The 21,538-nt window shown below is 61.3% G+C and carries 22 protein-coding genes; 10 read left to right on the top strand and 12 right to left on the bottom strand.

What is annotated here, in order from left to right:
• Window positions 1-367: 367 nt before the first annotated feature.
• From Mschef_RS15575 to Mschef_RS15540, 8 genes are all read left to right on the top strand, one after another.
• Window positions 368-2,389: a type I restriction-modification system subunit M gene (locus Mschef_RS15575; RefSeq protein WP_081130148.1), complete on the top strand. Its 2,022-nt coding sequence runs from the start codon at window positions 368-370 to the stop codon at window positions 2,387-2,389.
• Between the two features lie 49 nt (window positions 2,390-2,438).
• Window positions 2,439-3,440 carry an Abi family protein gene (locus tag Mschef_RS15570; RefSeq protein ID WP_081130147.1) on the top strand — a complete coding sequence of 334 codons (1,002 nt, stop codon included), beginning with the start codon at window positions 2,439-2,441 and terminating at the stop codon, window positions 3,438-3,440.
• The gene (locus tag Mschef_RS15565; RefSeq protein ID WP_081130146.1) at window positions 3,437-4,330 is read left to right on the top strand and encodes a hypothetical protein; all 894 of its coding nucleotides are present in this window, start codon (window positions 3,437-3,439) and stop codon (window positions 4,328-4,330) included. Before Mschef_RS15570 ends, Mschef_RS15565 begins: the two co-directional genes overlap by 4 nt.
• A complete protein-coding gene (locus tag Mschef_RS15560; RefSeq protein ID WP_081130145.1) occupies window positions 4,327-5,649 on the top strand; it encodes a restriction endonuclease subunit S in 1,323 nt (440 codons plus the stop codon). Before Mschef_RS15565 ends, Mschef_RS15560 begins: the two co-directional genes overlap by 4 nt.
• A complete protein-coding gene (locus Mschef_RS15555) occupies window positions 5,646-6,512 on the top strand; it encodes a hypothetical protein (RefSeq protein ID WP_136256453.1) in 867 nt (288 codons plus the stop codon). The genes Mschef_RS15560 and Mschef_RS15555 overlap by 4 nt, the downstream gene beginning before the upstream one ends.
• Before the next feature lie 93 nt (window positions 6,513-6,605).
• Entirely contained in the window at window positions 6,606-7,313 is a 708-nt protein-coding gene (locus Mschef_RS15550) for a UPF0149 family protein (RefSeq protein ID WP_168708926.1), read from the top strand.
• 14 nt (window positions 7,314-7,327) lie between these two features.
• A complete protein-coding gene (locus Mschef_RS15545; RefSeq protein ID WP_081130143.1) occupies window positions 7,328-10,549 on the top strand; it encodes a type I restriction endonuclease subunit R in 3,222 nt (1,073 codons plus the stop codon).
• Entirely contained in the window at window positions 10,542-11,843 is a 1,302-nt protein-coding gene (locus Mschef_RS15540) for an ISL3 family transposase (protein WP_081130142.1), read from the top strand. Before Mschef_RS15545 ends, Mschef_RS15540 begins: the two co-directional genes overlap by 8 nt.
• On the opposite strand, the gene Mschef_RS17360 is transcribed toward Mschef_RS15540, so the two are convergent.
• Together Mschef_RS17360 and Mschef_RS15535 are read right to left on the bottom strand one after the other, a co-directional pair.
• Window positions 11,757-12,170 carry a hypothetical protein gene (locus Mschef_RS17360; RefSeq protein ID WP_136256454.1) on the bottom strand — a complete coding sequence of 138 codons (414 nt, stop codon included), beginning with the start codon at window positions 12,168-12,170 and terminating at the stop codon, window positions 11,757-11,759. The two genes, Mschef_RS15540 and Mschef_RS17360, sit on opposite strands and share 87 nt — an antisense overlap.
• A 55-nt stretch (window positions 12,171-12,225) precedes the next feature.
• Complete coding sequence (locus tag Mschef_RS15535; RefSeq protein ID WP_081130141.1) at window positions 12,226-12,561, bottom strand: H-NS histone family protein; 336 nt, start codon at window positions 12,559-12,561, stop codon at window positions 12,226-12,228.
• A 447-nt stretch (window positions 12,562-13,008) separates the two neighbouring features.
• On the opposite strand from Mschef_RS15535, the gene Mschef_RS15530 reads away from it, so the two are divergent.
• The gene (locus Mschef_RS15530; protein WP_081130140.1) at window positions 13,009-13,374 is read left to right on the top strand and encodes a hypothetical protein; all 366 of its coding nucleotides are present in this window, start codon (window positions 13,009-13,011) and stop codon (window positions 13,372-13,374) included.
• A gap of 45 nt (window positions 13,375-13,419) precedes the next feature.
• Here the strand turns inward: Mschef_RS15530 and Mschef_RS15525 are convergent, their stop codons facing one another.
• Window positions 13,420-13,950: a single-stranded DNA-binding protein gene (locus Mschef_RS15525; RefSeq protein WP_081130139.1), complete on the bottom strand. Its 531-nt coding sequence runs from the start codon at window positions 13,948-13,950 to the stop codon at window positions 13,420-13,422.
• A gap of 65 nt (window positions 13,951-14,015) precedes the next feature.
• Window positions 14,016-15,353: a DUF6384 family protein gene (locus tag Mschef_RS15520; protein ID WP_136256455.1), complete on the bottom strand. Its 1,338-nt coding sequence runs from the start codon at window positions 15,351-15,353 to the stop codon at window positions 14,016-14,018.
• Window positions 15,354-15,509: 156 nt separating this feature from the next.
• Here Mschef_RS15520 and Mschef_RS15510 point away from each other — a divergent pair, with 156 nt between their 5' ends.
• Window positions 15,510-16,796, top strand: a complete 1,287-nt coding sequence (locus Mschef_RS15510; RefSeq protein WP_136256456.1) for a hypothetical protein — start codon at window positions 15,510-15,512, stop codon at window positions 16,794-16,796.
• Here the strand turns inward: Mschef_RS15510 and Mschef_RS15505 are convergent.
• The 8 genes from Mschef_RS15505 to Mschef_RS15470 all read right to left on the bottom strand — a co-directional run bounded on the left by Mschef_RS15505 (window position 16,793) and on the right by Mschef_RS15470 (window position 21,537).
• Window positions 16,793-17,065, bottom strand: coding sequence for a hypothetical protein (locus tag Mschef_RS15505; protein WP_136256457.1), 273 nt, complete (start codon window positions 17,063-17,065; stop codon window positions 16,793-16,795). The two genes, Mschef_RS15510 and Mschef_RS15505, sit on opposite strands and share 4 nt — an antisense overlap.
• A 116-nt stretch (window positions 17,066-17,181) precedes the next feature.
• Window positions 17,182-17,508, bottom strand: coding sequence for an H-NS histone family protein (locus tag Mschef_RS15500; protein WP_136256458.1), 327 nt, complete (start codon window positions 17,506-17,508; stop codon window positions 17,182-17,184).
• A gap of 111 nt (window positions 17,509-17,619) precedes the next feature.
• Window positions 17,620-18,381, bottom strand: a complete 762-nt coding sequence (locus Mschef_RS15495; protein ID WP_081130134.1) for a PRTRC system ThiF family protein — start codon at window positions 18,379-18,381, stop codon at window positions 17,620-17,622.
• Complete coding sequence (locus Mschef_RS15490) at window positions 18,378-19,013, bottom strand: PRTRC system protein A (RefSeq protein WP_081130133.1); 636 nt, start codon at window positions 19,011-19,013, stop codon at window positions 18,378-18,380. Before Mschef_RS15490 ends, Mschef_RS15495 begins: the two co-directional genes overlap by 4 nt.
• Window positions 19,010-19,735, bottom strand: coding sequence for a hypothetical protein (locus Mschef_RS15485; protein ID WP_081130132.1), 726 nt, complete (start codon window positions 19,733-19,735; stop codon window positions 19,010-19,012). The genes Mschef_RS15490 and Mschef_RS15485 overlap by 4 nt, the downstream gene beginning before the upstream one ends.
• Window positions 19,732-21,084 (bottom strand): hypothetical protein, encoded by a 1,353-nt coding sequence (locus Mschef_RS15480; RefSeq protein ID WP_136256459.1) that lies wholly within the window; start codon window positions 21,082-21,084, stop codon window positions 19,732-19,734. The genes Mschef_RS15485 and Mschef_RS15480 overlap by 4 nt, the downstream gene beginning before the upstream one ends.
• Window positions 21,081-21,230, bottom strand: coding sequence for a hypothetical protein (locus Mschef_RS17815; RefSeq protein WP_168708927.1), 150 nt, complete (start codon window positions 21,228-21,230; stop codon window positions 21,081-21,083). The genes Mschef_RS15480 and Mschef_RS17815 overlap by 4 nt, the downstream gene beginning before the upstream one ends.
• Before the next feature lie 88 nt (window positions 21,231-21,318).
• Entirely contained in the window at window positions 21,319-21,537 is a 219-nt protein-coding gene (locus Mschef_RS15470) for a PRTRC system protein C (RefSeq protein ID WP_081130129.1), read from the bottom strand.
• Window position 21,538: the final 1 nt, after the last annotated feature.

The raw sequence follows: 21,538 nt of genomic DNA, 5'->3' as shown, positions 1-21,538 counted from the left end.
GCGACGGCCAAGCGACGCTCGACTGCAGGCTCTGCGTCATCCGGAGGCGCAATGGACAGGTAGTCACACAGGCTACGGGCCGCAGCAATCCAGCCATGACAAATCTCGGCCCGATAGCCTCTTGCGCGCAAGCGCTCGATCCTAGTCCGTTGTTCTGGCGTAGCACGCCCGGACCGCAAAGCTTTCATCTCGATCACCATGCCGTGATAGCCACCGCACGGGATCCAAATTTCCGCTATTTGCAAAAAGTGGTAGAAACGCAAGAGTGTGCGGGCACCAAGATTAAGTCCCGTAACATGCAAGATGTGGTTGACAGCGCCTACCCGACTGCTATGCTCTTGCTTACACGAAGTGGTTGGAGAGCGGGATGGTCGAGGGCAACGGTTCTGGCGCTTCGCTGGCGGACTTCATCTGGAAGAACGCCGAAGACCTCTGGGGGGACTTCAAGCACACGGACTTCGGCAAGGTCATCCTGCCGTTCACGCTGCTGCGCCGTCTGGAGTGCGTACTGGATCCGACTCGAAAAGACGTGGTCGCGGCCTATGCGACCCACAAGGGCAGCGGGATCGATACGGACCTGATCCTGCGCCAGATCACCCGTTACCCCTTCTACAACACGTCCGACTACACGCTGGGCACGCTGGGTGGCACAAAGACCCGGCAGAACCTGCAGGACTACGTGGCTCGGTTCTCGGACAATGCCCGCGTCATCTTCGAGCAGTTCGACTTCAGCAATACGGTGGTTCGCCTGGACAAGGCTGGCTTGCTGTTCAAGATCTGCACGAACTTCGCCGGCATCGACCTGCACCCTGAGGTCGTCCCCGACCGGGTGATGAGCAACCTGTACGAGCACCTGATCCGCCGCTTCGGCGCGGAAGTAAACGAAGGGGCCGAGGACTTCATGACCCCGCGGGACGTGGTTCATCTGGCGACCACGCTGCTGCTCGACCCGGACGACGCGCTGTTCGAGGCCAATCCGGGCTTGATCCGCACGCTCTATGACCCGGCCTGCGGTACGGGCGGTTTCCTCTCGGATGCCGTGAGCCATGTTGCCGAATACGGCAACCGGTTCAAGGTGTCGCCGGTACTAGTTCCCTACGGCCAGGAACTGGAGCCGGAGACGCATGCGGTGTGCCTGGCCGGCATGCTGCTGCGCACCCTGGCTTGCGATCCCGGCCGCGACCTCTCCAAGAACATCGCAGGCCCCTACAGCACATTGTCACGCGATGCCTTTGCCGGCGAGCGGTTTCACTATGGCCTGGCCAATCCGCCCTTTGGCAAGAAGTGGGAGAAGGATCAAAAGGCGGTCGAGGCCGAGCACAAGGACAGGGGGTTCGACGGACGCTTTGGTCCGGGCCTGCCCCGCATCAACGACGGCTCGATGCTGTTCCTGCTGCATCTGGCCAGCAAGCTTGAGCTGCCGGAGAAAGGCGGTGGTCGCGCCGCGATCGTGCTGTCCGGCTCGCCCCTGTTCAACGGCGGCGCCGGATCGGGCGAATCAGAGGTCCGCCGCTGGCTGCTGGAGAGCGACCTGGTCGAGGCCATCGTCGCCCTGCCGACGGAGATCTTCTTCCGCACAGGGATCGGCACCTACCTCTGGATCCTCTCCAACAAGAAGCCCGACCACCGCCGGCACAAAGTCCAGCTGATCAATGCCACCGGTCTGTGGACCTCCATCCGGAACGAGGGCAATAAGCGCCGCAAGATCAGTGACGAGCAGATCCGGCAGATTGCGGACCTGTACGCGGCCGCCGAGCCGGGCGAGCTGAGCCGGGTACTCGACTACCGGACCTTCGGCTACCGGCGCATCCGGGTGTTGCGCCCGTTGCGCATGCGCCTGCATGTCACCGAAGAAGGCCTAGCCAAGCTCCGCGAGGAGAAAGCCTGGCTGAAGCTCAAGCACGTGCAGCAAGCCGCATGGGTAGACGTGCTGGCCGCGCACCTTGGCTCCGTCCAGCCGTTCAGTTGGGCCGAGCGCCTGGTGGCCGACGTGGCGCGTGCCGATGCCGAGGTGGGCAAGGTCGGCAAGACCTTCGTCAAGGCCCTGGTCCGCGCGCTTGGCGTGCGGGACCGGGAAGGGGAACCCGTCCTTGACTCGGACGACAAGGCCGTTGCCGATCCCGATCTAACCGATTACGAGAATGTCCCTCTCGCCGAGTGCGTCGAGGACTACTTCGCGCGCGAAGTGCTGCCGCATGTGCCGGATGCCTGGATCGACGAAACCTTCCGCGACGACAAAGACAAGGGCATGGGCCGCGTCGGCTACGAGATCAACTTCAACCGCTACTTCTACAAGTACGTTCCGCCGCGAAAGCTCGAGGAGATCGACGCTGACCTGAAGCAGGTCGAAGCCGAGATCGCAGCCTTGTTGGGCGAGGTGACCGAGTGAGGCCTGAACCGCCTCGCGGCGCGGTCTTGCGCTTGGCAACGAGTGCGGTATGCTTCCCGTTAACCATGCCCGCCTCGCCTCTACCGACTTCGGTCGGCAAGCGCATTTTGGCGGGTTTTTCATTTTGGGTCGGCGCGTGAACACGCCGCGCAAAGCCCCGGCCAAGCCTGCCACCACGCTCGACGAGCAAATCGCTCTGCTGCGTCGGCGCGGCATGACCATCGTCGACGAGGACCGGGCCCGGCACTATCTCGGGCACATCAACTACTACCGGTTGCGCGGTTATTGGATGGGCTACGAGCAGCCCGACGGTGTCGGAGAGCATCCATTCCGGCCGGGCACCACGTTCGAGGCGGTCATCGACCTCTACGACTTCGACCGCCGCCTGCGGCTGGAGATCAACGACGTGATCGAGCGCTTCGAGGTGTCCCTTCGTACCCACTGGGCCTATGTCCTGGGGCACCGGGACGGGCCGATTGCGCATCGCAACGCGACACTGTTCAATGCCAGCCACCCGGATCTTTTGCGGCGCGTTGAAACGCTCTACAACGACCGGAAAGAGGTCTTCCTGCGGCATTACCTCGACCGCGATGAGGAACCGCCGATCTGGGCCCTGTGCGAGGCGCTGTCGCTGGGTGATCTGTCCAAGTGGTTGCGGTCCCTGAAGCACCACCCCGATCGTCAGGCCATCGCTGACGCCTATGGGCTCCACGAAAGGCCCTTTGGCTCCTTCGTCGAGCACCTCGCCTACATCCGCAATGTTTGCGCGCATCACGCTCGGCTGTGGAACAGGCGACTTGTGGTGGCCGCTCTCGCGTTGCCGAAGAAGCCGTCTGAGCTCGTCGCGCAACTCCAGCACGATCCAGCGCAAGCGAGACGCCTGTACAACGCCTTGACCGTGCTGGCCTGGCTGATGCGCATCATCAGCCCACGATCGACCTGGCGCGAACGGATGCGCATGCTGATCGCGGAGCGCCCGGATCTCTGGGAGGACATGGGGTTCCCGCAGGGCTGGCAGAACTTCGACCTCTGGCGGGAGGGCACGCCATGATTTCGTACTTTGCGCTACGTAGAGACTTGGCCTATGAAGGGGATGGCAACTTCTTTCGCGCCATCCACCCGACGCCCGTCCTGACGCGTGCGACGTGGGCGGGGTCGCCGCCATCCCATGACGCGCCGGGTTGCCCGTCTCCTCTCTTCCGGGAAGATTCCTTTGATCCGGTGACACGGATCCGGCGAGGCCGCCTGTACGTCCTGACCAATCCGTCCAGCCTCATCCTGAGCCCAGACCGGGTGCACAACTATCCCTATGGGCCCCACATTGGCGTAGGTGGTGGCTGGCAGGCCGACGACTACTACAGGCCAGCTCGAATCGGTGATTTCCCGGACGCACAACGCATTGAAAGCATGGAACTGGTGCTTGGCGAAGCTCCAGACACCACGCTTTGGCGCATAGTGGCCGTTGAGCGCATTTCCAGCGGCGAGCTGCTGTTCACCCTGCGCGCACGCTCATCCCTTGGAGCTTTGCCGATACTTGCGGACACCCTGTTGGCGCGTGACGGCAGCCCCGTCGCCGCCGCGCGTATTCAGGAGGCACTGGACCAACTGACCGACGCGTTTCATCGGCAGCAGCCGGTACCCGTTGCGGACGTCTGCCGGGAGACGGCTCGCGTCATCCTCGCTGCCTGGACTGGCACGGCAGCCAACGCAAAGGATCTCAAGGACGTGATCAAGAAGATTCCCGACGACTCCGACAAACGCGAAGGGCTGACAGGTGCGGCTACGGTGATCAATCGGTTGCACGCGCGCGGGAAGTCCTCTGAGAGGGAGCGACAGGCTGCCAAAGGTAAAGACTTGCAGCCGGTGTGCATGGAGGACGCGGAGGCCTCGGTGCAGCTTGTGGGCTTCTTGCTCCGCGACATTGGCTGGGGCGCGACATGAGCCACTACAAGCGCTATCCAGCCTACAAGGACTCCGGTGTGGAGTGGATTGGAAAGGTGCCGGAGCATTGGGAAGTGAAGCGGCTGCGACACGCCGCGGCGCTGAACCCCGCGCCGGAATGGCGGGAGCTTGAGCGACAACAGACGGAGTATCCGTTCCTGCCGATGGAGGCTATTGGCGAGGCAGGCGAACTTGATGTCAACGGGCGCAAGCCGCTCGATGAGTGCCGCAGCGGATACACCTACTTCGCGGAAGGCGATGTTGTCTACGCCAAGGTCACGCCCTGCTTCGAGAATGGTAAAGGCGCTGTCATTCGTGGTCTGGAGGGTGGTCATGGCTTCGGCACGACCGAGCTGACGGTACTGCGGGCAACCGCGATTGATCGCGACTACTTGTACGCGTTGACGTTTGCCGATTCTTTCAGGCGGCCAGGCGCCTCGGAAATGCTCGGCAGCGGCGGACTCAAGCGCGTACCAGATGAGTTTGTGCGTAACTACCGGGCAGCGATCCCGCCCATCGCGGAACAATGCGCCATCGCCGCCGGCCTCGACCGCGAAACCGCCCGCATCGACGCGCTGATCGCGAAGAAGACGCGCTTCATCGAGCTGCTGAAGGAAAAGCGTCAGGCGCTGATCACGCACGCCGTCACCAAGGGCCTCGACCCGAACGTGAAGATGAAGGATTCCGGCGTGGAGTGGATCGGGGAGGTGCCGGAGCATTGGGAGGTCTGCCGGCTTGGGTCGCTCTATCGGGAGGCTGTACGAACCGGTGATCCGTCGCTGCCAATCCTCTCAATCTCGATCCACGACGGGATCACGGATGACGAGCTTGCGCCCGAGGACCGGGACCGGCAGATCTACCAGATCGAAGACCGCACCAAGTACAAGCGAGTCCGGCCAAATGATCTCGCTTACAACATGATGCGTGCGTGGCAGGGCGCGTTTGGTGCCGTCGCAGTTGATGGCTTGGTAAGTCCAGCCTATGTCGTGGCCGAACCATCAGGCGAACTGCGCAGCACTTATATCGAGAATCTACTTCGCACGCCCATGGCTGTCGAAGAAATGCGCCGATTCTCGCGAGGTATCGCAGACTTCCGGATGCGACTGTACTGGGAGTACTTCCGGGATCTGCATGTTTGCGTGCCGCCACTTGATGAGCAGGACGAGATTCTGGTTGACCTATCTCATCGTGGTGCGCGAATGGAAAGACTCGGCGAGACAACTGAGCGCAGCATCACCCTCCTCAAAGAACGCCGCTCCGCCCTCATCACCGCCGCCGTGACGGGGAAGATTGATTTGGCATGCGGATATAACGCATGAAATTCCAGAAATATGCAGTTGCCTATCTGGATATTTTGGGGTTCTCCAAATTTGTTGAAGGAGCTGAAAACTGCAAGGATAAATTGGACGCCTTGGGCAGATTGTTTAACGAGGTGATCCCGGGAGAGATAGCAACGGAAGGCAGAAACTCCGAGTATCCGGCTGATCTGTGTCTCAAGTGTTTGAGTTGTTCGGACAGTATGGTGGTCTCGGCTCCAATATCCGATGATTCGAGTTACCCTGCCTTGATTGCCGTGTCGATCAAGGCCATTCAGATTGCGCACGCATTGCTGGACATGGGGTTTCTGGTGCGCGGCGCCGTTGCTGTCGGCAATGTTTATTGCACCGATTCCAACATCCTCGGAACCGGCTACCAGGAAGCGGTAAACGGCGAAAAAGCAGCGCACAATCCACAGATCGCATTGACCGAGTCGGCAAAGCAAGAGCTGGACAGATTGATTAGAGACCCCAACTGCCCACGTTATGCGATTTTTGCGCAAAACGAGTTAGGGCAGGTCCTACTGGATTCCATTTATCCGCATGCAGACTACATGCCAACCAAATCAAAGTCGGTGGCGGAATATTACGGGCACTATCGAGAAATCATCGTGTCAAATCTGGCTCACAAGGAGCAGCGCGTCAGTGAGAAGTGGCGTTGGTTTGCTGCCTTCTTCAATACAAATGTTTTCTATTTTCAATCAATGATAGGAAATGGCATCAGCGAGATCGATGCAGCGTCGCCACGCATCACGATGAATTATTTGAATCCACCTGCAAGTGATTTCAGCTGGATGACGCCTTTTCAGGCGCCTGGGGTGACGGTGATCTTGAACGCCAACCCCAATCAGGTGGAAGAGCCATGAACGCCGCTCCGCCCTCATTACTGCCGCCGTCACCGGTCAGATCGACCCGCGCGACGTGGCATTGACCGACAGGGAAAACGACCGATGCAGCCCATGAAAACCGTCACCGATGACGACCTGCAGCGCCTGGGCGAATTTCTCGCCGCGGATGACGCGCCGAAAGCCATGGATGTCGCCACGCTCGAAGGCTGGCTGACCGCGCTGGCGATTGGCCCCGGCCTGGTGCTGCCTTCCGCCTGGCTGCCCTGGGTCTGGGACTTCGAGCAGGGTCAGGAGGCAGTGACCTTTCAGAGCGAGCAGCAGGCCAACGAGGTGTTGAGCACCCTCATGGGCTTATCAAACCGGATCATCGGAACCTTCCAGCAGGATCCCGCATCGTTCGAGCCGGTCTTCTACCGCCGCGTGGCGTGGGGTGCGCCGGAGTGGTGCGAGGGCTTTCTCAAGGCCACGCAGCTTTTCGACGCCGAGGCCTGGGCCGCGCTTTGGGCCATGGATGTTTTCAAAGCCATAGGTGATGCCGACGGCACCAGCCTGGTGACGCCCTTCCTGCGCCTGGGCGATGCAACTGGGATGGAGATCACGGATCAGGAAGGCGACCCGCAGCGGTGGGTGGATGCCATCGTGCCGGCACTGGTGGGCATCCATGCCTACTGGGCGAAACACAAGAAGAGCCCCGCGGGCGGGCGGGCCAGTGCACCCGCGCGGCGCGCCTCACCGAAGGTGGGCCGCAACGATCTCTGCCCGTGCGGTTCGAGCAGGAAGTTCAAACAGTGCTGCGGTAGACCGCAGACCTTGCATTGATCCGGAGCAGCGCCATGGCCGCACACCACGAGAAACACTTCGAGGACTACCTCGTCGCCCAGCTCGAAAAACGGGGTTGGCTCCTTGGCGACACCCGGCATTACGACATGGAGCATGCTTTGTACCCGGATGATCTGGTCGCCTGGCTGGAGGCCACGCAGCCGGACAAGTGGGCCAAGCTGTGCAAGGACTATCCGGATGATCCGCGCGGTGCGCTGATGGATCGCCTGGCCAAGGTGCTGGAGAAGGACGGCACCGTGCACGCCCTGCGGCGCGGGTTCTCCATCGCTGGCTGCGGCCACATCGACCTTTCCGAAGCCGCGCCCGAGGACCGGCGCAACGCCGACGTACTCAAGCGCTATGCGGCGAACATCCTGCGCGTGGTGCCCCAGCTGAAGTACCACCCGGCGCGCGAGCTGGCCATCGACCTGGGGTTCTTCATCAACGGCCTGCCGGTTGCGACCGTCGAGCTCAAGACCGATTTCACCCAGTCGGCTGCAACCGCCGTGGAGCAGTACAAGGCCGACCGGCTGCCGCTCGATCCCAAGACCCGGCGACGGGAGCCGCTGCTGACGTTCAAGCGCGGCGCCATCGTGCACTTCGCGATGTCGGACTCGGATATCCAGATGACGACGAAGCTGGATGGCGAGAACACGTTCTTCCTGCCTTTCAACCAGGGCCAGGATGGTCACGCTGGCAACCCGCCGCGCGCCGACGGCGAGTACCCCGTCGCCTACTTCTGGGAGCGTGTCTGCCAGCGCGACGCCTGGCTGCGGATCTTCCACAGTTTCGTCTACATCGAGAAGAAGGATGTGGTGGACCTGTACGGGAACTGGTCCAAGAAGGAAACCCTGATCTTTCCTCGCTTCCACCAGTGGGATGCGGTGAACCGGATGGTCGCGGATGCCAAGACCCACGGCGCCGGTCTGTCCTACCTGTGCGAGCACAGCGCCGGATCCGGCAAGACCAGCACCATCGCCTGGACGGCCCATGATCTGATCAAGCTGCGCAGCGACGACGGCGAGGCCGTCTTCGACAGCGTGGTCATCGTGACCGACAGGACGGTGCTGGACAGCCAGCTGCAGGACGCGGTGAAGCAGATCGACCACCAGTTCGGGGTGATCGCGGCGATCGATCGCCAGAAGTCCTCGAAGTCCAAAAGCAAGCAGCTCGCCGAGGCGCTGATCGCCGGGACGCCGATCATCGTGGTGACGATCCAGACCTTCCCCTACGCGCTGGAAGCGATCGTGACCGAGCCGAAGCTGAGGGATCGGCACTTTGCCGTCATCATCGACGAGGCGCACGCATCCCAGACTGGCACGAACGCCGCCAAGCTGCAGACGGCCCTGTCCATGACTACGGAAGGCGGCACAGCCGCGCTGAGTGTCGATGAGCTGCTGGAGCAGTTGCAGAAATCCCGGGTGCGGCCGAAGAACCTCAGCCACTTCGCGTTCACCGCGACGCCAAAACATGCAACGTTCATGCTGTTCGGACGCACGCGGGGCGGCCGCAAGCCCAGCAAGGACAACCCCCCCGAGGCCTTCCACCGCTATCCGATGCGCCAGGCCATTGAGGAGGGCTTCATTCTCGATGTGCTGCTGGGCTACGTGCCCTACAAGACGGCCTTTAACCTCGCCAAGCAGCTGGAGGACACGCGGCGCGTCAGCGGCAAGGTGGCCAAGCGGGCGCTGGCCCAGTGGATGAGCCTGCACCCCACCAATGTCACCCAAAAGGTGCAGTTCATCATCGAGCACTTCAGCGCCAACGTGGCGCAGCGGCTGGACGGCAAGGCCAAGGCCATGGTGGTGACCAGTTCACGCGCCGCTGCCGTGCGCTACAAGAAGGGTTTCGACGCCTACATCGCCAAGCACCCGGAACATGCCGGCATCCGCTCGCTGGTGGCCTTCTCCGGCAAGCTCACCGGCAAGCAGGTCATGCACGCCGACGATGAGCGCCTGGCAGGGGATGCCTTCGTGGTGGATCCGAAGGAAGAATTCACCGAGCAGTCGATGAACCCGGGCGCCGCGGGCGACCTGGCCAAGGCCTTCGAGAAGCCCGAATACCGCGTGATGCTGGTCGCGGACAAGTTCCAGACCGGATTCGACCAGCCCCGGCTGGTCGCCCTGTACGTTGACAAGAAGATCGCCAACGACGTCGAGATCGTGCAGACCCTCTCGCGCCTGAATCGCACGGCGCCCGGCAAGGACGAGACCTTTGTCATCGACTTCATCAACGATCCGGCCGCCGTGCGGGCGGCCTTTGCAAAGTACGACGACGGCGCCGCCCTGGAGGACGTTCAGGATCCCAATGTGGTCTACGAGATCAAGGACGCCCTCGACGCCCAGGGCTTCTACGAGGCCGAGGACCTGGCGAGCTTCAAGCAGGCGCGCTTCCGAACCATCCGCGACATCACCCAGGCCCAGGAACCGCAGCACAAGGCCCTGTACGCGGCCACCGAGCGGCCCACCCGGCTGTTCAACCAGAAGCTGAGGATGCTGCGCGAGGCCATCGTGACCTGGGAGCTGGCCTTCGAGAAAGCTCGCGCGAACCAGGACGAGCATGGTATGAAGTCCGCCGAGCACCAGCGCAAGGATTACGCCCAGCAACTCACCGTGCTGATGGGGTTCAAGAGCAGCCTAGGCCGGTTCTGCCGCACCTATGGCTACGTGGCGCAATTGATCGATTTCGGGGACCCCGAGCTCGAAAACTTCGCAGCGTTCGCACGGTTGCTCCAGAAGCGCCTGGAGGGTGTGCCGCCAGACCATGTCGATTTGCGCGGTCTGGTGCTGTCCGGATTCGACATCAAGGCTCGCGTGGCGGGCGGCGAAGGATCAGACCCCGGATCGAAACCGCTCCTCAAACCGGTCGGCCCTGGCGGGCGCAAGAAGGACGACGACCGCCATTATCTCAAAGAGATCATCGACCGGCTGAATCGGCTGTTCGGAGATGCCACGCCACTTCGGGATCAGGCCGCGTTCGTGAACCACATCACCGCGATCGCCAAGGAGAGCGATGTGGTCATGGCGCAGGTGGAGAACAACACCCGCGAGCAAGCCCTCAAGGGCAACCTGCCGGGGGCCGTGCAGCAGGGTGTCGTTCGCGCCCTCAGCTCGCATCAGAAGCTCGCCACCCAGGTGCTGAAGGCCGATCGCCAGGCGATGGCGGCGCTGACGGACCTGATTTACGAGCTGATCCGCGATCGACAGACCATCCAGCTGGACGACCTCGATGCTTGACCTCCTGAACCTGCCGGGCATTCGGCCGGTGGACCTTCGGAGCGAGGAAGGCGTCATTGTCATCGTTGCCGAAGTCATCCAGGCGGGCCAGCCCGCATGCCCAAGCTGCGGGAAGCCGTTGTATCGGCATGGACATCGGGAGATTGCGTTTGCCGATACCCCCCTGCAGATGCAGCCCGTGCGCCTGCAGATCGATCGCCCGCGTTACCGATGCGAAAGCTGCGGCACGACCCTGACGCTGGAGCTGCCTTTCATGGACGAGCGCAGGCGCGCGACCCGGCGACTGGTCGACGCCGTGCGCGCCCGCTGCCTGGGAATGACCTTTACCGGGCTTGCCCAGCAGACGGGACTCGCCGTGAGCTCAATCCGCAACATCGCGTTGGATCTGATCAAGGAACTCGAGAGCACCGTCCGCTACGAGACGCCGGTGATCATGGGCATCGACGAAGTTAATCTGGCCAAAGGCTGCCGCTGCGTCATCACCAACCTCGCTACCAAGAGCGTGTTCGACATGCTCGAAAAGCGCACCAAGGCGCACCTGACGCCGTACTTCCGCAATCTGCCAGGGCGAGAGAAGGTGGAATGGGTTTGCACGGACATGTGGCGGCCCTTCAAGGAGTCGTTTGGCCCCTACTTTCCCAATGCGCGCCTCGTGATCGACAAGTTCCATGTACTCAAAATGGCCTCGGAAGCCCTGGAAGCGGAGCGCAAGAAGCATCAGGCAACGCTCGACCGAAATGAGCGGCTGAAGGTGAAGAAGTCGATTCGCTGGCTGACCCTCAAGCGGCCCGCATCCCTCAGCGGCGATGAGGCGTTGGCGCTTGCTGCGCTCCGTGAGTACATCCCTGCTTTGGCTGAGGCCTACGACTTCAAGGAGGCCTTCTACGCCATCTACGACGAGGCCAGCAAGGCGGAGGCGATGCGGGCGTTCGAAGCGTGGGAGAACTCACTGCCGCCGGGAAGGCTGCCTGCCTTCCACGCTCTCGCCCGAACGGTTCGCAACCACTACGGGGACATCTTCGCCTACTGGGATGCGCCGGTTCCCATCACCAACGGTTTCACGGAGTGTCAGAACGGGCTGATCAAGGTTGCGAATCGCATGGGTCGTGGCTACAGCTACGAAGTCATTCGGGCCAAGACCTTGTATGCAAAGCATGCACGCTGGGTGGGCAGTGCCCCCGGGGTGCCAGGGGCAAGGCCCGCAGATTCAACCACCGGCCTCCAACGGCAGGTGGAATACGGACCCCACATTCCAACCTTGGTCGAGATGACCGAGGAAGGCGAGTTGGGTTGACCCAAGTGCTGATTCCAACCACCTTTTGCAAATAGCCCAAATTTCGATGTCAGGCACGCCACGCCGCACGCCGCTATCACGCAGTTTCCCAGCCTCGCCACGGGGTCGCTTGCCGCCGTTGGCGGTCGCATAGACATCAAGCAAGGCGTCGGCAAGTTGCGGATTGCGTTCGCCAAGAAGATCGACGAATCCGAAGAATCGCACTTGCTCGTCCAGTTCCAGCGAGCGCCGGCGAGGAGGCGTGGTTTTCACGCCAGTGGCATCGACGCAGCTACCCGCGATGTAGGCCCGGTATCGGGCAACATCCCAGCGCTCCGTGCCGATCATATCGACGACCCAAGTCGCGCACCCATTGCAGGTGCGCGACTTGGCGCGCGCGCAATTACTTCGCGAGCAAGCTCTCGGGCTTCACGCCTGAACCCAGCGCGTCCTTGAACCACTGCGGGCGCTTGCCGCGGCCGCTCCAGACCTTGGATGGATCTTTCGGGTCGCGATACTTGAACTTCGCCGCGGCCGAAGATCCAGCGCCTTTGCGCTGCCTGGCAAGGCGTGGGAAAACATCTTCCAGCTTCAAGCCGTTTTTCTTGAGTACGCCATCGATCTGTTCGCGCACTTTGGACAACGTTTCCTTTTCGATTTCGGCGCGCCGCTCGGAGATTTCCTTCATCGCAGCATCGAGCTGTGCTTTGGTCATGCCTTTCAGATTGGGGAGTGCCATGTCGCGTCTCCAGTGGTTGGGGTGGAGTGACAGAATCTGACACCGGGATAATGAAAACGCAACTAACCATTTTCCGATTCCTCCAATCGCGAAAGAATTAACCTGGCTTCATCCAGACTTCGGTACGACGGCGACCCAATGGGTCCAACCACACAGACGCCATCGACGTAATGGGCGCCGAAGCGGCGGTTGACGGACGCAACGACAGCACTCGCGGCTGCGTAACAACGGTCGCAGGCCAGCGCAACAATCTGTCCACGAGCATTGCGAACCTCATAAAGCCTTTCTTGCACTTCATGTAGGCATGACTCGCACGAAGGGAGCGCGCGACGAGCAAATGAGTCCATAGGATGTCTCCGTGGTGGGGTACACTTGAGTCTTGCATGAGCGCAGTCAGTGGCAAGTACGATCAGCGGAGGCCTGCATTTCACCCATGAGCACGCGCGCATGAATCCAATCGTGAAAGCGTTCGCAGTGCCACTTGCCGTCGCCTATGCCGGGTTCATGCTGGGAATGACGGCGGTCGACGGCCACCCGGAAGTGGCGGTGCTCATCATTGCTGGTTACGTGGCGCTGCTATTCACCGGAATCAGGGCACGAATCGCAGCGCGTGCGTTCGGTCCAGGATCGGGTGTGCCAGGTATCTATGGCCGAGGTATCGCGATACTGGTTGGCTTCATATTTCTGACCAGCGCGATGACCGCGGCAGGCGCTGTACTGACGAGGAAGCCGTCGATCGACGCGCTCATAGTGCTGGGCATCGGAACTGGCGCGGCGACGGCAGCGATGATTGTTGCCGGGCGTCGTGGATGAACGTGTAGCCGCCGGACGCGCACATCCGGCGGCGCAGGTATTCGGCTAGACGCGCTCGGTGTTGCGTCGTACAAAAAACGGAATGTCATCGAATTCGCCATCGTCATCACTTGCGCCAACAGGCGTGCGCGTCGCCGTCTGTTGACGCCGGGTTCCATCAGCAGCAGGGGCGGCACCGCGCGATCCACCGCCTGATGCGGCGTTACGCGGCTGGCTGGATTCACGGCTATCGTTCTTGTGCTGTGGGCTCCCGAGCATCTGCATGTCGCTGGCAATGATGCTTGTGGTGTAGCGCTCGATGCCATCCTTGCCGGTGTACTTGTCGGTTTGCAATGAACCCTCGAAGTAGGCGACGCTACCTTTACTCAGGTACTCCTTGGCAATTTCGGCCTGGCGACCGAAAAGCTTGATCCGATGCCATTCCGTGCGTTCCTGCATTTCGCCGGTCTGCTTATCCTTCCAACGCGCCGTAGTGGCGACGCGCAGGGATGCAATTCCGGACCCTGACGCAGTCGTGCGGTACTCGACATCAGCACCAAGCCTGCCTGCAATTATGCAGCGATTAACGCCATTCATTACGCGCTCCTAGAGTGTAGGTATGTGTAGAGCCAACCTACAACAAGAGCGTGATTTGGCAAGCCTCAAAAGACCGTGATACGACCGCGCATGACGGGGAAGTCATAGGCCGCATTCAGCGCGCCAGGTGGTTTCGTTCCTGCCATGACAGGAAGTGCGCCGGTGGCCTTGTCATCCATGAACGTCCGGTACTGCGCGAGCGAAACCTGTACGCCATAGGTGTGAGCGACAGCCCACTTGGACAGCTCGCTGTCATAGACCGGGATGGAAACGGGGGCGCCTTGAGCACTGAGCGCCTCGACCACCACGTAGCAGGCCGTTTTCCCATTCTGTCGGTCACGCCTGACGATGCCCGTGTCAATCCCGGCATGATTGGCGATGTGCAGCACGTAGGATGACCGCACGCGGGCAACCAACGCATTAAGCATTGCGAGGCCGGCATTCGCACCGGACGCATCACCGCTGGCGATGTCCCTGCGGATTGACACAATGATCGGCGCAGCAATCGATGCCGCAGGACCGCTCAGGGCGTTCTGGTCGCTGGCGATGGTCTGCTCGATCGAGCCTGCCTGCTGGAGAGTTTTCAGGGAGTCGACTGCGGTGTGCACCGCATTGACGTTCCCGCTTTCGAGGCTCGCATGCAACTGGCCGGCGGCTTGCGTCCAGGCAGGGATCAGATCCGAAGGCAAATCCGCGGGGATGTTGTTGCTGACGCCGTCCCACGTATTGCTGGTCGAAGCCAGTTCACGCGCCAGCGCGAGTTCGCTGTCGGCGCGGGCAACCTGGTATTGCGCGTCGGTCAACAAAGGGCGGTCGTGCACAAGGGCGGCGTGTAGTTGTGAGCCGGATAGTTCTCCGAGGCTCCAATACGTGTCATGCACGGAACTACCGGGGCCGCCCCACACCTGGAGGCCATTCAGGTCATGCTCTGCGGATCGAACGGATTGCAGTGCCGCGTTGGCGTGTCGCGCGATGCCGTCCGGCATTGCCGGCATTTCCCCAACATCCTGCTGAAGCAGGAGCAGCCGGTCGGAAAGGCCCTGCGCAACGGCGGACTCAGGCGCAGCGGCGCGCACCCATTCGATGTCGTGGTAGTGCTCGATCAAAGGCTGAAGCACGAAGAAGGCGATCAGGACGGGGCCGATGAGAAGCGCAGCGAGCGCGACATGACGCTTGCGACAGGGGAGACGGTCGATGGCATCCAGTATGCGCAGCGTTGTTTGGCCGGCACGTCCACGGAACAGGCCTGGGGCACGACGGAGCAACGCCTGTCCATACTTCAGACGTGCGTCGAAAGCCGGATCGGTTGCACCGGGGATTCTTGCGCGCACGTCATGCAGTGATTCACCTTGGCCAAGAAGGGCGGCCACGCGCGCCGAGACAAGAGCAGCTTCCATACGCATTGCTAGTCACCGGGATGGGTCCACGGTGGATCATGCAATGAACGAAGGAGTCGCGACGCGGCGAATCCGCCTCTCAAAGGCAGATTGAGCCAACTTGGAACAGCCTTGCAAAACCAGTTCCATCCGATACGCTAGGCTAATAGGAGGTATTACTTCATGGAAAAGATTTCGATGCAGGATTTGGGGGCGAAAGCCTTTCTATCGATGGTGATGCCGCAAAGAGAGGTTTGGACTGTCCTGTCCTCCCGAGCGCCATCCACGGTCGGAAACCGCGTGCTCGCGCTGCTTCAGACGGGGATGCCGCCGCAACTCACGGCCATCTCACCGGATTGCATGCCGAGCGAACGGCTGCGGTACGAGTCAATGGCCAGCCTGGCTGCGATCAGCGCGCCCTCACTTGAGGCCTTCCTTACGCAGCATATGGCCGCAGCGCCCGACTGCGTGCAGGTCAACATGCACGCGCACCTGGCCTGCAAGGCGCCGGTGATACCGCATCCGGTGCAATCAAAGCGTGGCGCGAAAGCTGCGGAAGTCACGCCTGCGGAACCCGAGTCGGGGACCGTGCTGATTGACGGGCAGCGCATGCCCGCCGTTGCCATGGGCGTCTACAAGGACATGATCGCGCTCGCGGTGGTATTGAAGCATGCCTCCAGCGCATCGATCACGACCCGATGGGTCAACGTGGGCGGTTTCACCAGCGACGCGCACGCGTTCGCGCTACTCACGCGCAGCCTCACCTGGGCACATTTCGATGCGGGCCAGCAGATAGTGCCCATCGTCGATTTGGCGGGTGAATTCTCGCGGTACGCTCGGCGCATCAACAATCGGATCATCCATGCGGCCATGCTGCTGATTCTCGACCATCGTCTGCGCAGCCATGTCGGAGTGATTACCCCGGTCGATCAATGGGCGTTCGATCAAGCCTGCGTGCAGCTATCGGATGGAACCGGCTTTTGCACGGTCGACGCGTGCGCAACGCTGCTGCAGCGAGCCACAGGCATCGCTGCCCAACTTGCCCAGGCCGAAACCTGGCGTATCGGGAAGATCGAGGCGCTGCGGGCGCTCGGAGAGAAGGTGAACCCGGAAGCGATCATCCAGCAGATCGGGACCATGCTGGCGCGAATTGCCATTGCGACGGGCATCATCAAGGATTCGGAGAGCGATGCGGTCAGGCTGATGGTCAAGGCTCTGGATGAATGGATCGTCTCGGCAGCAAGCAGAGACATGTTGGCGATGCAAGTGGCGACGCCGGCGGGGGCACGCCTTGCGTGCATCGGCGCGCTGCGTGATCCCGTGTTGCGAGAACGTTATCACCCAGCCGGTGTCCACCGCTATTACGACATGGTACTAGACATGATCAGCAAGGCCGTGGAACTCGATACTGATCTGCCGCCCATCGGAAGCAGTTACGTCCACGCCGCAGCGGCAATCATCCACCGCTAGCGCGAGCGTTTGCGCGAGTGGCGCGCGCTTTGCCAGATGCCGGCCAGGCTCATGGCGAATGACAGCAGCAGAAAGCCATCAGCGATCGCACCAGATGCACGGTGCGAGGCGATGCTCGACGGCATGCCGTGAATCGCTATGGCGAGTACAGAGAGCGCGATGCAAAGCAGCACAAACCCGGTGCTGCGCGGAATCAGGCGAAAGCCAATTCCGAACAGGAACAGGCCGAAGACGTACGCGAGAAAAAAAGTAGTAAGCGCGTGCAGCATGGCGGTGGACTCCATCCGTTAGGCACAGGCACCATGCCATAGAGTCGAATTCGTGCAAGAGCGAAAAAAGCCCGCACAAAGCGGGCTTTTCGGCATCTATGAATGACTAAATAAAGTCAGGCCGCGACCTTGAAATCATCAGCGTTGCCGCCATTGGCGACATGATCGGAAATCCATTTCGGATGCTTGCCGCGCCCGGACCACGTTTCGCCGGTGGTTGGGTTACGATACGGCGCCTCGTTGCCGGCAGCAGCTTTGATGGCCGCCTTGGCGTCACGCAGGGCCCTGATGACATCATCGAAGTTCGCGCCCGAGTTGACGACATCATCGACGATGCGCTTGACAACCGATTCTTTCCGCTCGGCCTCGCGCCGATCCTTTTCGGCTTTGCCTGCGGCGATGGACGCTTCGATCTGCTCATCGGTCATGTTGCTGAACTCCATAATGAACTCCTTGGTTGAAATACGGGATGGTGCTGAGAGAATTGAAACACAATGATTGAATGGCGCAAACCTCCTATAGCGATTAGATGAGTGCGAAGCGAAACCTTTGAACTACAGGCCCATTGCGCCCCACTGCTCGGGGTCAACAAGCAACGGTACGATGCTGAGTGGATCAATGCGGACTAGCGCACCGTGATGTTGCAATCCACCGCGCAGGAACAGGCCGTCAAGGAGTGATAACGCGGCGCTGACCGTGATCGGGTTCACCGACCAGCGTTGACGCTGTAGCGCCTCGGCCAGCGAGCAGGACGGCATATCGTCGTGGTCGCCAGCGAGAAGCTGGTCGCCGTACAGGTCGTACACGTTTGGTAGCCGCAGGTCACTCCGTGAACCAGCTTTCCCAATATGTCCAAGCACGACCTGGCCGGAGTCTGCGCCATTGCCAAGGTCGAGCCACAGGGAATCGCTGAGCCGTGAGCGCCAGAACTTGCCGAGAGCGTGGCGGAATTGGCCACTGTCCACGCATCCAATCAACAAATCGAACGACGCATGGGTGCTCGGGTTAAACGCCCTGGGTGCTGCCTGCCAATCGAGGTCATAGAACCCGTTGATCCGGTGGACCATGAGAATGGCCTTGTTGAAGCCGATGTCATGAACACCGAAGCGTTGGCGACCCAGGTTGGCCTCGGAAACGGTGTCGGGATCGAACACGGTGACTTCGAGGCCGGCGCCGAGTTGCGCCCGGATGGCGCGGTCGAGTCGACCAAGGCCGTCCAGCAACTGCGAGCCGTTGCCGCCAGCGCCGGCCACGACAACGCGGACCTTCCGGTCGGATGCGAAGTTCTGTGGCGTGATGAAGAAGGGCGAACTCATTGCAGAATCTCCGAAATGTCCTGCTTCGACAGATTTAGCAGATACGGCCCGGCGCACAAGCGCGCCGCGCACGCAATCGTTGAAGGGGATTTGCAATTCCCGAGAACGATGCTGATATGCGGCACGCCACGGCTGCGGTCGGACGCATCATCCGTGGCAGAAAACACGGCGGAGAAAGGACCATGGCTGTGCAGATCGAACACCATGTCATCGTCTGCATAGCCGGTGTCGTCGTAGGTGATACGTCCAGCCTGACCGTTCGCTGGCGGGACGTGTAGTTCATACCTTGACCCGTCACGTGAGATCGCCAGCGCCGCCGCTTCGCGCGGGTGCGCCGTCTGCGCCATCTGGCTGAACGTATCCAGCAAGGCGCGTGGCAGCGGGCCAGCGCGTAGCAGCAGCCGCGCCGCAACCGATCCGAACGGTGTAACGCATGGAGCAACACGGCGTAGGGCATACAGACGAGACGAACGCGCCTCGATGTAGAGGCCGTCAGCGGCCACGATGAGGCGCAACCCGTTTTCGTGTAGACGCTCGAACGCACTGTCGATGGGCGCGAGGGCGACGGGCATGCCCATCGCGGTTGCTGTTTCGAGTGCGCTGATGCCGGCAGCAGCGTAGATCAGGCTCATGCGCGGTCACTATCAGGGTTGGAAACACGCTCGATCCATTGGCCGAGGGTCATGCCGGTGGGCGCAAGAAAGCGTTTAGAAGGGGGCGACCCGCTACGTTCGCGGCGTTTCCAAAAGGCCACCAGTTCATCCGTCGTCGCGCCGCCAGCCAGTGTGTTCCCGTGGTTGACATGGGTGTAGTTGGTTCCCAGCAGTACGTAGGTCCAGTCCCGAGTCGAGGATGGTGCGAGCGTTCGCGGAATACGTGCGCTCCCGAAGCAGACACCCGTGTGATCGTGAACATTGCCGAGCGGCGCATGAAACGCAGCGTCGTGCTCGCGTGGATAGTCATTACTGCCAAGCGCCACCACGAAGAGGCCGTGGCGGGTTGCCGTGAACACCAGCGGCGGCAGCACAGCATCGATGTGTACAACCTCATTGGGCCGGCGCCAGTATTGCCTGGATCGCGCAGCAGGCTGGAACCAAACCAGGCGGTACGGCGATGCCAGCAAGATATTCGGCGGGAAGAAGGTCGCACGGCCTTGCGTGCCGGAATCCGGGTCGCGTAGCAGGCATATCAGTTCCTCCACATCGTCGCGGCCAAGGATGCGACCTGCGTCCAGCATCGGCGGCTGCGAGTCATCAGCGGCGCGAATTGGGTGGGCCGTCACAACGGTTGGGCCTCCGAGATCACGCTGCTTGTGGACCAGCAATGCGCAGACGGGGCGGATGGAAGCGCTCATGGTGACTCCTGAGAAAGATTGGCGAGCAACGCGGACAACGCAGCTATACACCCGCCCTGCAGTGAGGCAAGACCCGCCAGCGCATCCGCGTTCTCGGAGCGCACAACAACGCCAGCATCGCCGCCTATTTCCATCATGTGCTGATGGATTTCATCAACGCATTCCGAATGGAATCCGTAGCTGGACGATGGGAACAGGTGGATGCCAGATAACGGAACCTCTTCGTTGAGAGACTCTGCGGCGAATTCGGCGTCACACGCCAACGAGTCACGCATGGAACCGAATCGTTCGAGCAGCGAGGCGACAGACTGCAAAACAAGGCCATTGACACCACTGAGTCGCGCAGCCTCGTCGCGCAGCGACGCGACCGCTTCAAGATCGGAATCGAACAGAGCCGGGCTTGCGCCGACCGTCTTGATGTAACGCACCTGTTCACGCACGCGCTCGCCTATTTCACCATCGAAGTCGAGCGCATCAAAACCAAACTCAAGGCCCAGGTGCTCAACGAGGTCGGGGTCAAGCGCAACGCTTCCGTCCTCCGTGATCGCACACGACCCGGAAAACGCCGTGACGGTCTCGATGAGTGCGTTGCCCCAAAACGAGCCTGAGAAAAACTCATGTGGCGCGCCGATGGAGAAGAACGGCACGCAGAAGCGAACCAACGCAGCAGAGAGTTTCATCGCCCAAGGCTGCGACAGATCGATGCAGGAAAATGTTGCGCCCAGCGTGCCGGAACGTGGAAACATCACCAAGGACGATAGTCGGTCACGTACATCGGATTCACGCTCGGAATCATCCAGGAGGCAGGATCCTGCCGAATTGATCTCCCAGTGCAGCGAATCGGCAGTGAGCGCACCAACGGAGAACGGGCTTGCGTCGAGCAGTCGCCGCGCCTGATTGAGTTGGTCGCGGTCGAATCCATCCACAAGGGCACCATGCAGGGCATGGCCAGTCAATGCGTTCAGACGCGCGAGATCAATATCAAGGCACCCGCGTCGATAAAGCGCCTTGGCCATGTCAGCCAGATCATGTCGCACGGATGCAGAATCGAAGCGTGGATCGAACACGGTGACGGCTTGCACGGGTATCTTGGGGCGGGGTTCGAACGCGGACCATGAGTTGCGAAGCGTCGTGGCACCAAGGCGCTTCACGCCCGCATCAGCGCCAGTCGTTTTGCTCGCAAACAGCGACCGCAAGCGGCGCGCTGGGATCACGCCGTCACGGGCAAGGTTTTTCATGCGGCTCGAAAGCGCGTATCGCTGCAACGGCGTGAAGTGCGGAATGGCCGCGTAAACCGATGAGTGAGTCTTGCGGAGCGCAGCATCAGGTAGCTGGATAAACCACGTCATGCGAACGGAACCTGGAACGGATCGAGCAGACTGCGACGTTCGGTGGCAGAAACGATGAACAGGCCAATCACCTTGTGCAGCGCTTCATCGAAGCGCACACCTTGAAAGGCATCAGCCCAAGCATCAAGCGCGGCGAGGTCATCCACCTTTTCTGCTGCGAGTGCGGGTGTGGACGCTGCGCTGAGCGCGGCGCGCTTCTTGGTTGTGGACGCGGACTTTGGGCGCGACATGACATCAGCCCTGCGCGCCCTTGGTCTGCGCCGGTGGCTTGACCAGCGTGAAGACCAGCGTGTCGCCTTCGGCGACCGGGCCTTCGAGCGTGCAGTGAGCAATATCGGGGCGCGCACGCTCGAAGAGCCTCACCGCCTGCTCGGGCGGCAGATCGGGGGCCGGGTCTTGAAATGTCGTGGAGTTGTGGCGGAACACACGGCGTGCGCGGATGATCTCGGTCATG

Origin of the sequence: Metallibacterium scheffleri (genome assembly GCF_002077135.1) — a bacterium.
Classification (GTDB): domain Bacteria; phylum Pseudomonadota; class Gammaproteobacteria; order Xanthomonadales; family Rhodanobacteraceae; genus Metallibacterium; species Metallibacterium scheffleri.
The sequence above is the reverse complement of the archived record's forward strand: the minus strand, read 5'-3'. Positions and strand labels throughout refer to the sequence as shown.

What these genes read in the sequence shown, in the direction of transcription:
- Mschef_RS15495 (WP_081130134.1), bottom strand. Translation starts at nt 18,381, where the DNA reads ATGAGTTCGCCCTTCTTCATCACGCCACAGAACTTCGCATCCGACCGG.
- Mschef_RS15540 (WP_081130142.1), top strand. Translation starts at nt 10,542, where the DNA reads ATGCTTGACCTCCTGAACCTGCCGGGCATTCGGCCGGTGGACCTTCGG.
- Mschef_RS15525 (WP_081130139.1), bottom strand. Translation starts at nt 13,950, where the DNA reads ATGAATGGCGTTAATCGCTGCATAATTGCAGGCAGGCTTGGTGCTGAT.
- Mschef_RS15490 (WP_081130133.1), bottom strand. Translation starts at nt 19,013, where the DNA reads ATGAGCCTGATCTACGCTGCTGCCGGCATCAGCGCACTCGAAACAGCA.
- Mschef_RS15485 (WP_081130132.1), bottom strand. Translation starts at nt 19,735, where the DNA reads ATGAGCGCTTCCATCCGCCCCGTCTGCGCATTGCTGGTCCACAAGCAG.
- Mschef_RS15470 (WP_081130129.1), bottom strand. Translation starts at nt 21,537, where the DNA reads ATGACCGAGATCATCCGCGCACGCCGTGTGTTCCGCCACAACTCCACG.
- Mschef_RS15530 (WP_081130140.1), top strand. Translation starts at nt 13,009, where the DNA reads ATGAATCCAATCGTGAAAGCGTTCGCAGTGCCACTTGCCGTCGCCTAT.
- Mschef_RS17360 (WP_136256454.1), bottom strand. Translation starts at nt 12,170, where the DNA reads ATGATCGGCACGGAGCGCTGGGATGTTGCCCGATACCGGGCCTACATC.
- Mschef_RS15565 (WP_081130146.1), top strand. Translation starts at nt 3,437, where the DNA reads ATGATTTCGTACTTTGCGCTACGTAGAGACTTGGCCTATGAAGGGGAT.
- Mschef_RS15560 (WP_081130145.1), top strand. Translation starts at nt 4,327, where the DNA reads ATGAGCCACTACAAGCGCTATCCAGCCTACAAGGACTCCGGTGTGGAG.
- Mschef_RS15550 (WP_168708926.1), top strand. Translation starts at nt 6,606, where the DNA reads ATGAAAACCGTCACCGATGACGACCTGCAGCGCCTGGGCGAATTTCTC.
- Mschef_RS15520 (WP_136256455.1), bottom strand. Translation starts at nt 15,353, where the DNA reads ATGCGTATGGAAGCTGCTCTTGTCTCGGCGCGCGTGGCCGCCCTTCTT.
- Mschef_RS15510 (WP_136256456.1), top strand. Translation starts at nt 15,510, where the DNA reads ATGGAAAAGATTTCGATGCAGGATTTGGGGGCGAAAGCCTTTCTATCG.
- Mschef_RS15555 (WP_136256453.1), top strand. Translation starts at nt 5,646, where the DNA reads ATGAAATTCCAGAAATATGCAGTTGCCTATCTGGATATTTTGGGGTTC.
- Mschef_RS15500 (WP_136256458.1), bottom strand. Translation starts at nt 17,508, where the DNA reads ATGGAGTTCAGCAACATGACCGATGAGCAGATCGAAGCGTCCATCGCC.
- Mschef_RS15505 (WP_136256457.1), bottom strand. Translation starts at nt 17,065, where the DNA reads ATGCTGCACGCGCTTACTACTTTTTTTCTCGCGTACGTCTTCGGCCTG.
- Mschef_RS15480 (WP_136256459.1), bottom strand. Translation starts at nt 21,084, where the DNA reads ATGACGTGGTTTATCCAGCTACCTGATGCTGCGCTCCGCAAGACTCAC.
- Mschef_RS15570 (WP_081130147.1), top strand. Translation starts at nt 2,439, where the DNA reads ATGCTTCCCGTTAACCATGCCCGCCTCGCCTCTACCGACTTCGGTCGG.
- Mschef_RS15535 (WP_081130141.1), bottom strand. Translation starts at nt 12,561, where the DNA reads ATGGCACTCCCCAATCTGAAAGGCATGACCAAAGCACAGCTCGATGCT.
- Mschef_RS15545 (WP_081130143.1), top strand. Translation starts at nt 7,328, where the DNA reads ATGGCCGCACACCACGAGAAACACTTCGAGGACTACCTCGTCGCCCAG.
- Mschef_RS15575 (WP_081130148.1), top strand. Translation starts at nt 368, where the DNA reads ATGGTCGAGGGCAACGGTTCTGGCGCTTCGCTGGCGGACTTCATCTGG.